This window comes from Paracidovorax citrulli (assembly GCF_900100305.1).
Lineage (GTDB): Bacteria > Pseudomonadota > Gammaproteobacteria > Burkholderiales > Burkholderiaceae_C > Paracidovorax > Paracidovorax citrulli.
Genome location: NZ_FNEY01000040.1, coordinates 25,708 through 34,004, shown reverse-complemented (window position 1 = coordinate 34,004; position 8,297 = coordinate 25,708). Strand labels below are relative to the sequence as shown.

Below are 8,297 nucleotides of genomic sequence, written 5' to 3'. Positions count from 1 at the left end.
TGAGCGCGACGGCATCTCCAATGCCGCGGCGACCGCATCGAATACGCAGCCTCGGGCTGCTTGATCGACGCGACAACTACCTTGACATGCTCCGCATGAAAGGATCGGCCCATGCCGATCGGCGCAATCAACAGCATTTACGCACCTTGCTACGCATGCACAACCGGATGCTGGGTTTCGTCCACGCGCCCGACGAGCCGGCGGATCTCGTTCGTGACCTGTCGATCCTGCTCGGAGGTCCGGCACTGGTTGCGCTGATGCGCGACTGCGCCGCCGCTCCGTCGAGGTCTGCCGTCGATCTCGCCGCCAGCGTATGCGCCGAGGTGCTGCGCATTGAGGCCGCGTCGCCGAAGAACGAAATCGATCCCGCTCGCTCCATGGCGCGGCTGCAGGATGCCTTGGGCCAGAGGGCTCCCGGGCTGCGCGCGCTCGCGAATGCCATGCAAGGCAATACCAAGCTACCGCTCGACGTGGTCCTCGACATAGTCGATGGCGGGCTGGCGCAGCCATGGGACATGCTCACCGTCGCGTCCGAAGTGATCCGGCACGACAGGCCCGGTGTCAGGCCCCTGATCGATGCACGCGCGGTCGGCGAGGTCACCTCGCGGTGGGCCGAGCACGGCGCGGTCCTGAAAAACGCACTCGATGAATCAATCCATGCCTTCTAAAGATGAGGAACGCGGGCAGGTCTACAGCCTGCTCAACGGCAACGTGCACCTGTCCAGTGACTTCATTCTGGACAATGCCTATCTGCGTGATGGAGATGCGGCCTTCGTCGGCGGCTCGTTGATCGAGGGCATCGGAAATTCCATGTCCGACGTGGATGTCCATGTGGTGACCGACGAGCTTCGGCGGGAGCGGGACATCGCACTGGACAGGCACTACAGGACGCTCAGCACGGACCGTTCGATCCTGACGGGGGCGGCGCCGACGGCGGAGGTGTTCCTCATACACACCGTCGTGCCGTCCACGCACATCAAGGTGGACATCGAATACCGCTCGAAGGCCGACATGGACGCCCTGGTGTCCCAGGTCCGCAGTACCTTCGATTACGCCACCCGGTCGCTGGTGCTGCTCACGAAGTACATGGGCGCCCGCGACATGGCTTTCGTGCATCGGCTCTTCCATTCGCACGGACTGGCGGGAAAGGCCTATCTCGACGACCTGCGCGACCGCATAGGTCTCAAGGTATTCCGGTACCTGATGTACCGGTGGAAGGCTTCCGATTTCTCGGTGCTGCTCGACATCCTCGGCGCGTGGCATGAGGGCGAATGGGCCCGCTGCGCCGACCTTGCGCGCGAGAACATGGTGACCCAGTTCCACGCATACACGCATCTGTGTGGAAACACCAATTACCACAGGAAGTGGATCGTCCGGTATGGCGCGATGGCGGGCGTGGATGCGCGGCTCTACGAGCGCTATCTGCATTTGCTGCTGGCCGGCTGCGGACGCGATGCCGGGGAGACGAAGGCGTACATACTCGCCACCATCGATTTCATCGATGAACTTTTCGAGGCCAGCCGCCTGCTGCTCCAGGCCGAACCGCTCTTTCCCTCCGGTGCCCTGGCGAAGGAGCGTATCGCCGCTTTCTTCCAGCATGAGACGGAAGAATATTCAGACATGGAAATGCAATACCGCCTCAGGGTGTATGAACCCACCGGCAACGCCACGCGGGCATGGTTCGCATGAGCGAAGTGCGGCCTCTCGTCGGCGTTTCGTGCTGTCTGCGCGGCATCGCGTTCGGTGATTACCCTCCGACGCCTCATCACACCGTATTCCACAAGTACGTGGACTACGTTCTCAATGAACTGCAGGCCGTACCGGTCCTGATTGCCGCTACACCGTCGCTTGGCGGGCCGGCCGGCGGACTTTCACTGCTCGCCGAACGTCTGGATGGGGTGTTGCTCACGGGTTCGCCGAGCAACGTGGGGCTCCGGCGCCGGGGCGATGAACTGTTCGAGATCGAACCTGTCGGCCAGCCGGACAGGGCGCGCGACGAGACAACGCATTGGTTGATCCGGCATTGCCTGTCGCAGGGAGTCCCCATGCTGGGGATTTGCCGTGGAATGCAGGAGATGAATGTGGCCTGTGGCGGCGGATTGCATGAGCAGGTCCACGAGCTTGGATGTTTCGAGGACCATCGATCGGATAAGTCGCTTCCCTACCAGGAAAGATATGAGGCGCGCCATCCGATTCGCATCCACAGGGGAAGCTACTTGAGCGAATTGATCGAACGGTCGGGCCGCGCGGGCCTGGAGCAGAAGGTCAACTCCCTTCATTCGCAGGCAGTGTCGGACCTGGGGGAGGGGGTTGCCGTTCAGGCTACCAGCGAGGACGGCTTGACCGAAGCGATCGTCCTGACCCGTGCGCGTGAATTCGCGATGGGCGTTCAGTGGCACATTGAATGGGGAGCGAGCGCGGGCGATCTGGACAAGGTCATTTCCAGCGCCTTTCGCGCAGCGTGTGTCGGCCGGGCCCGGCGCACGGATCGCAAGGCGGTGCCATGAGCAGCGGGTCCATTCCTGGTGCTGCAGGCCAGGGCCTGACCGGCAAGGTCGCGATCGTTACAGGTGCTTCCAGCGGCATCGGCATGGCGCTGGCGGGCAAGCTGGCAGACAGGGGAATGCAGCTCGTCCTGCATGGTCGCCGCGAAAGCCGTTTGAAATCGCTGGCATCCCGATACGCCGGCATCGAATGGATCGCCGGCGATCTGACCGAGGGCGACGCATGCTCGCGATTGCTCGAGCGAGCGGTGAGCTGTTTCGGCCGGGTCGATTTCGCCGTCAACAATGCGGGTGTCAACCATACCGGGACCATCGAGCAGATCGATATCGATCAAGTCTGCGCCATGTCCCGCATCAATGTCGAGGCAGCCTATCGATTCACATACACCCTGCTGAAGCATTTCCGTGGGCAGGAATATGGTCATCTGATTCACACCACCAGCATCATGGGCCACAAGGTGCGGGAGACCGCCGGGGCCTATGCGGGTACGAAACATGCCATCGAGGCGCTGTGCGAAGCCCTGCGCATGGAGCTCGCCCGCAGCCGGATCAAGGTGTCGTGCGTCGCCCCGGGCCTCGTGGAGACGGAGCTGCACCGCGGTGCGGCGGTGCGGCCGGCCGTCGCCCGGAACATTGCCCGGCCGCTCCAGCCGGATGACGTTGCCGAGAGGATTCTCTGGCTCATGCTGCAGCCTCCCCACATCAACGTACCTCAACTCGTCGTGCTTCCCCAGGATCATCCGATCTGACGGAATTTCTCCAATCCCTGCCCGAAGAACTTCATCTTGGACACCGTATCACTAGGCCTCGTCATGCTCTCCGCGGTGATGCATGCGGCATGGAATCTCTTCGTCAAGAAGGATGAGGACAAGTTTCTTTCGCTGACCGTGATGGCGGCTACCTCCGGTGGCATCTGCCTGGCGATGCTGCCATTTTTCCCCGGCATGGACCCGGCGGCCTGGAAGTGGCTGGCGGTCTCCGCACCGTTGCATGCCGGTTACCGGATCTGTCTCGGCGCGGGCTACAGGCACGGAGACATGAGCCAGGTGTATCCCATTGCCCGCGGTGCCACGCCGCTGATGGTGACGGCGATCTCGGTCCTGTTGCTGGGCACCGTGCTGGCGCCCTGGAAATACGTGGGAATCGCCGTCATCGGGGTAGGCATCATGGGCCTGTCGTTCTCCCGGGGGCTTCCGAAAGGCAATGAAGGCCGGGCCATCTCGTTCGCACTGGGCACCTCGGCGTTCATCGCGGTGTTCACCCTGCTGGACAGCGAGGGGGCGCGCGTGAGCGGGCAGGCGCTCACCTATGTGCTGTGGTTGTTCGTCCTCGAGGGGATGCTGATGCTGCTGGTCGCGGCAGCGGCGGGTTTCAGGAAGCTGCAATCCTACGTCGCGAGGAATGGCCGAAGTTGCCTGGTCAACGGCTTCGTGATGTCGGCGGCCCATGGACTCGTGATTCTCGCGCTGTCGCGGAGCCAGCCCGCGCTGGTTTCGGCGCTGCGCGAGACAAGCGTTGTATTCGGGGCCCTCTTCGGTGCCGTCTTCCTGAAGGAGAAAGTGGTCGGGATGCGGCTGGCCTGCACATTGTTCGTGACGATCGGCCTCGTGCTGAGTGTGCTGGGCTGAGCCCGCTATGCGTCGAAGGCCGATGACCAGGCGTTGGCTACGTCCGCCGCCAGATCGCCCCCGTCTTCCAGGCCGAGCCAAAACCGCGCGATGCAACCCGCCCCGGGATGGCTTCTTTCGAAATGCCGCGTGAATGCGCTCTCCCTGCCGTACAACATGACCAGGCTTGTCGGACCTCCCCACGAGAAGCCAAAGTGAAAGAGGGTCAGGGCTTCGAGAAACGCCTCTATCTTTTCGGATTCGACCGATGCGTCGAAGGCAATGCTGAACAGGCTGGTGGCACCCGTGAAATACCGTTTCCAATGGTCGTGGCCCTGGCTGCCGCGGAAAGCCGGATGCATGACGGCCGCGATCTCCTTCTTCTCCGAAAACCACTCCGCGAGGCGCAAGGACGCTTCCGTGTTGGCCGCGTACCGAAGGCTCAGCGTGGGCAGGCCCCGGAGCACCAGATAAATATCATCCGGCGAGACATGCATTCCGAGAAAATGGCGTGTTTCGCAAAGACTGCGGGAGATGTCCTCGCGCACGCTGCCCACGCTCCCCATCACCAGATCGGCACCACCGGACTGGAGTTTGGTCAGTGCCTGGATGGACACATGGAAGCCGAGTTCAAACGCACGCAGATGCAGTCCTGCGCTGTACGTGTTGTCGATCGCGGCGATGCACCCCCGTTCACCTGCCAGCCCGGCGAGGCGCCGAAGATCCGGAACCTCCATGGTGACCGAGCCCGGTGCCTCCACGCACAACAGGCGGGTGGAAGGGGGAACGGCCTCGGCCCAGGTGTCGGGCGCCATGGGGTCGTACAGCACAATTCCGATGCCGAAACGGTGAAATACGTTCCGCAGCATTTGCTGCGCGGTGCCATAGCCGTTCGTCGGCATCGCAACGACGTCGCCGGGAGACAGCAGCGCCATGCAGATCAGCGCGTATGCCGCGAGCCCGGAAGACACCACGAGCGCTTGCCGGGCGCCTTCGATATGTGCAAGCCTGGTTTCCAGTTCGCATGCGGCGCGGGAACCATCTCTGCCGTAGGGTGGTCGGCTGCGATTGCGCCAGTCGGCGCTTTTCAGATGCGACAGGGTCGGCAGGAAAATGGTGGACGCGCGGTGGACCGGGGGAAGTGTCGAGGCAGGATCATCGGTTTCCGTGCCAGCGATGGGCTGGGACAGGAAGGTCCGGGGTGTATCGTGATGCATCCAGGTTGAAGATGGTATCTACGTGGAAGGGTAACGAGGCTTGAGGCGATTCACGATAACTAAAAATTACCCGGTGCTTTCAGGCAAGTGGGCGGATTCCCTCAAATTCTCCATAGGGGGCCTGGCCTCGTTTCTTGGCGGCCGGCGCTGGGGGCCGGCGCACGACGAGTGGCTGAGGCCATGGCTTCCCCTGCTTCGCCAGCATGCAGGTGGCGGGGTGATCGCGGAACTCGGCTGCGGCAATGGAGCAGATCTCGCGATGCTGGCCGCCGAAGGGTTTTCCGTGGTCGGCGTCGATCGATCACCGGCGGCCATCGCCGAGGCGGGGAAAAGGATTTCGCCGCAGCTCCTGTATCGCCAGGATCTCCGCGAGCAGTTTCCTGTGGCCGCCCACAACGCGAGCGCCGTGATCGCAAGCCTGTCGCTGCACTATTTTTCCGTTGAACAGACAGAGGAGGTGATGCATCGCATACGGGATTGCCTCGCTCCTGGTGGCATCTTTCTTTGCCGCGTGAACTCGACGCAAGACGTTCATTTCGGCGCGGCCGGTCATCGCCCGGTGGGAGAGGGCCAGTACCTCGTGCATGGCCAATTGAAACGCTTTTTCGATGAAGCGTCGGCCCGTTCGTTGTGCGGCGAAGGCTGGGACGTCATCAGCATTCAGGAAAAGACGATACAGCGCTATGCGCTGCCCAAGGTTGTCTGGGAAATCGTCGCGCGCCGCTCTGGTTGAGCCTGTGGGCCGGATGGTGGACGGCCCCGCACGAAAAAAAACCGGCTCAATGAAGCCGGTTCTTCCGCGAAAAAGCGGGAGGGCTCAGTAACGGCCGCCGCCGTAGCCGTCATTGCCATAGCCCACGTCGGAGCGCTTGTTCACCGCGTAGCCTACCGGGCTGTAGCCACCCGGGCCGCCGTTTGCCTCACGCGGGCGGGCCAGGTTGACGACGATGGAGCGTCCATCGACGGACAGGCCGTTCAGGCCGGTGATCGCCGACTGCGCGTCTTCGGCCGAGGACATTTCCACGAAACCGAAACCCTTGGAGCGACCGGTTTCGCGGTCCGTCATGATCTTGGACGAAGTGACGCCGCCGAATTCCGCGAAATTGCTGCGCAGGCTTTCATCGGTCACGGAATAGGGCAGGTTGCCCACATAGATTTTGCAGCTCATGAGGAGCCTTTCTGAAAGAGGGCGGACGAGGAGCCCGCAGGTGGAATGTCGAGCCTGGCGAGCCGGGCGATGATCCCTCGACCGTCACGGCGAGAGGGCGTCTGCGACAGCAGAGGTCAACAGACCGGAGGGTGCGACATGCACGTTTGCAGCCAGCCCTGGGTGACGGCAAAGAGTCGGGCGGCTTCGCGCGAGGCGAATGTCTTGTCGAAACGGAACACCCGGCAGTAGCTGCCGCTGCTTTGGGCGCGATGGACCGCGAAGGAGGCGCGGAAGCGACCGCAGCTGGTCGGATGTGTCGCGGGCGAGACGACGTACTTGCCCATGGAAATGGCGGTATTTGGGATCTGGAGCATTCAATGACGCAGGTCGAAACCGGCCCGCGTGAGCTTCTGGACAGTCGGGGGATCTGCAGCTCAGCAGGTCCGCCGTGCGACGGAAGTCGCCATATCTCTGCGAGGTGGTGTTCCTCCGGGCAGAGCTTTCTGGTGGCGGTACCGTGGAGTGGCCGCCAGACCAGAACAACGTCCATCATACCACTCAGGAATTTTGTTGGTGGTCAATATTCCTGTTGGTTTTGAAAACCCGGAAGCTCTATTCACGCTCTAGGCAACGGCGGCACGCGCAGATGTGTCGACGCGTCCCTTTTCCATCAGGTGATCCAGCAAACGATCGAGGGCCAGTCGATATTGCTCCTGCAGCGTCTGGGTCTGCCCATGTCTGGCCGAGGCAAGGGCCAGGCCGCTGCCATGCGCATGGTCAACCAGAATGTCACGCCACAGGATGGGCTCGGCCGTGACCGCTGCAAGCAAGGTTGTCAGGCGGTCGGTGATTTGGCGGGTCACCCCCGCAAAGGCCTCTGGTGTCGTGAAGATCGCCAGCGTGAGCTGCGGATGGCGGCCCACGGCAAGGTAATAGCGAAAGAGCAGCGCCTGGATTTCTGCCCGACGGTCCGGCGACTCCCCCACTGCTTCCATGACTTCCGCGTACACCCGGTCCGACAGCGCGCGCAGCAACCCGGCATGATCGCCAACGTGGTGGTAGAGGCTCATCGGCGTGACGCCCAGCCGTGCGGCCAGGGTACGAAGCGTCAAGCCGTGCCCTCCGCTTTCATCCAGCAGCGTCAGCGCAGTGGCGAGAATATCGTCCCGCGTCACTCCCTTCCCGCGCGTCGGGCGCCCACGTGGGCGGGTCATGGCGCCAGCTGATAGGTGGATTGCACCAAACCCGAAGGGAAGCTGCGGCTGGACACCAGCTTCAGATCGATGTCGCGGGATAGCGCACCAAACAGTGGCCTGCCCGAGCCGATCAACACGGGGACGGTGGTGATCACCATGTCGGCAATCAACCCGTCGCGCAGAAACGACTGGACCACCTGGCCTCCATCAACATACACCCGCTGCACGCCCTGATGAGCCAGCTCCTGCATCGCCTCCTCGGGAGGCCAACTGGAGAACCGGACCTTGTCCTTCAACGCCTCGGGAACAGGGGCATCGACCAGTTGCCTGGACAGCACCACCACAGGCAGGTCGTAAGGCCATCTGTCAAAGGTCAGTGCTTTCTCATAACTGCCGCGACCCATCACGATCGCGCCTTTGTCCGCAATAAACGCCGCGTAGCCATGGTCCTCTGTCGGATCATCGCGCTGCAACAGCCAGGCGATGTCTCCATCGTGGCGGGCGATGTAGCCGTCAAGGCTGATGGCTATGAAAACGTGTGCGGTGATCGTTGGCATCCTTTAAATATATACGATGTATATATTGGTGGGATCTGAAGGCATCCTGGGCTGCGGCAAGGAAGC

At 62.5% G+C, this 8,297-nt stretch carries 11 protein-coding genes; 6 read left to right on the top strand and 5 right to left on the bottom strand.

Features of this window, described 5'->3' with window-relative positions; translation table 11 throughout:
• From BLR99_RS20155 to BLR99_RS20135, 5 genes are all read left to right on the top strand, one after another.
• The coding region (locus BLR99_RS20155; RefSeq protein WP_211481588.1) for a hypothetical protein at positions 1-668 on the top strand (668 nt) is incomplete at its 5' end.
• On the top strand, positions 658-1,689 hold the full coding sequence (locus BLR99_RS20150) for a hypothetical protein (protein WP_017438061.1): 1,032 nt from the start codon (positions 658-660) through the stop codon (positions 1,687-1,689). The genes BLR99_RS20155 and BLR99_RS20150, both read left to right, overlap by 11 nt.
• Positions 1,686-2,507, top strand: coding sequence for a gamma-glutamyl-gamma-aminobutyrate hydrolase family protein (locus BLR99_RS20145; protein WP_074687474.1), 822 nt, complete (start codon positions 1,686-1,688; stop codon positions 2,505-2,507). The genes BLR99_RS20150 and BLR99_RS20145 overlap by 4 nt, the downstream gene beginning before the upstream one ends.
• Positions 2,504-3,253 (top strand): SDR family oxidoreductase, encoded by a 750-nt coding sequence (locus BLR99_RS20140; protein WP_017438063.1) that lies wholly within the window; start codon positions 2,504-2,506, stop codon positions 3,251-3,253. Before BLR99_RS20145 ends, BLR99_RS20140 begins: the two co-directional genes overlap by 4 nt.
• A 36-nt stretch (positions 3,254-3,289) precedes the next feature.
• The gene (locus tag BLR99_RS20135; protein ID WP_046059661.1) at positions 3,290-4,132 is read left to right on the top strand and encodes an EamA family transporter; all 843 of its coding nucleotides are present in this window, start codon (positions 3,290-3,292) and stop codon (positions 4,130-4,132) included.
• A 5-nt stretch (positions 4,133-4,137) separates the two neighbouring features.
• On the opposite strand, the gene BLR99_RS20130 is transcribed toward BLR99_RS20135, so the two are convergent.
• A complete protein-coding gene (locus BLR99_RS20130) occupies positions 4,138-5,328 on the bottom strand; it encodes a PLP-dependent transferase (protein WP_046059660.1) in 1,191 nt (396 codons plus the stop codon).
• 73 nt (positions 5,329-5,401) lie between these two features.
• Between BLR99_RS20130 and BLR99_RS20125 the strand changes: the two genes are divergently transcribed.
• Entirely contained in the window at positions 5,402-6,061 is a 660-nt protein-coding gene (locus BLR99_RS20125; protein ID WP_011795255.1) for a class I SAM-dependent methyltransferase, read from the top strand.
• A gap of 84 nt (positions 6,062-6,145) precedes the next feature.
• On the opposite strand, the gene rbp is transcribed toward BLR99_RS20125, so the two are convergent.
• From rbp to BLR99_RS20105, 4 genes are all read right to left on the bottom strand, one after another.
• Positions 6,146-6,496: an RNA-binding regulator gene (gene rbp, locus BLR99_RS20120; protein WP_011795256.1), complete on the bottom strand. Its 351-nt coding sequence runs from the start codon at positions 6,494-6,496 to the stop codon at positions 6,146-6,148.
• Positions 6,497-6,612: 116 nt separating this feature from the next.
• Positions 6,613-6,822, bottom strand: a complete 210-nt coding sequence (locus tag BLR99_RS20115; RefSeq protein WP_046059759.1) for a hypothetical protein — start codon at positions 6,820-6,822, stop codon at positions 6,613-6,615.
• Positions 6,823-7,101: 279 nt separating this feature from the next.
• On the bottom strand, positions 7,102-7,692 hold the full coding sequence (locus tag BLR99_RS20110) for a TetR/AcrR family transcriptional regulator (protein WP_017438067.1): 591 nt from the start codon (positions 7,690-7,692) through the stop codon (positions 7,102-7,104).
• Positions 7,689-8,231 (bottom strand): dihydrofolate reductase family protein, encoded by a 543-nt coding sequence (locus BLR99_RS20105; RefSeq protein WP_011795259.1) that lies wholly within the window; start codon positions 8,229-8,231, stop codon positions 7,689-7,691. Before BLR99_RS20105 ends, BLR99_RS20110 begins: the two co-directional genes overlap by 4 nt.
• Between the last annotated feature and the right edge of the window lie 66 nt (positions 8,232-8,297).

Coding starts and splice junctions, on each gene's coding strand:
- BLR99_RS20150 (WP_017438061.1), top strand. CDS start 658: ATGCCTTCTAAAGATGAGGAACGCGGGCAGGTCTACAGCCTGCTCAAC.
- BLR99_RS20145 (WP_074687474.1), top strand. CDS start 1,686: ATGAGCGAAGTGCGGCCTCTCGTCGGCGTTTCGTGCTGTCTGCGCGGC.
- BLR99_RS20140 (WP_017438063.1), top strand. CDS start 2,504: ATGAGCAGCGGGTCCATTCCTGGTGCTGCAGGCCAGGGCCTGACCGGC.
- BLR99_RS20130 (WP_046059660.1), bottom strand. CDS start 5,328: ATGCATCACGATACACCCCGGACCTTCCTGTCCCAGCCCATCGCTGGC.
- rbp (WP_011795256.1), bottom strand. CDS start 6,496: ATGAGCTGCAAAATCTATGTGGGCAACCTGCCCTATTCCGTGACCGAT.
- BLR99_RS20115 (WP_046059759.1), bottom strand. CDS start 6,822: ATGGGCAAGTACGTCGTCTCGCCCGCGACACATCCGACCAGCTGCGGT.
- BLR99_RS20110 (WP_017438067.1), bottom strand. CDS start 7,692: ATGACCCGCCCACGTGGGCGCCCGACGCGCGGGAAGGGAGTGACGCGG.
- BLR99_RS20105 (WP_011795259.1), bottom strand. CDS start 8,231: ATGCCAACGATCACCGCACACGTTTTCATAGCCATCAGCCTTGACGGC.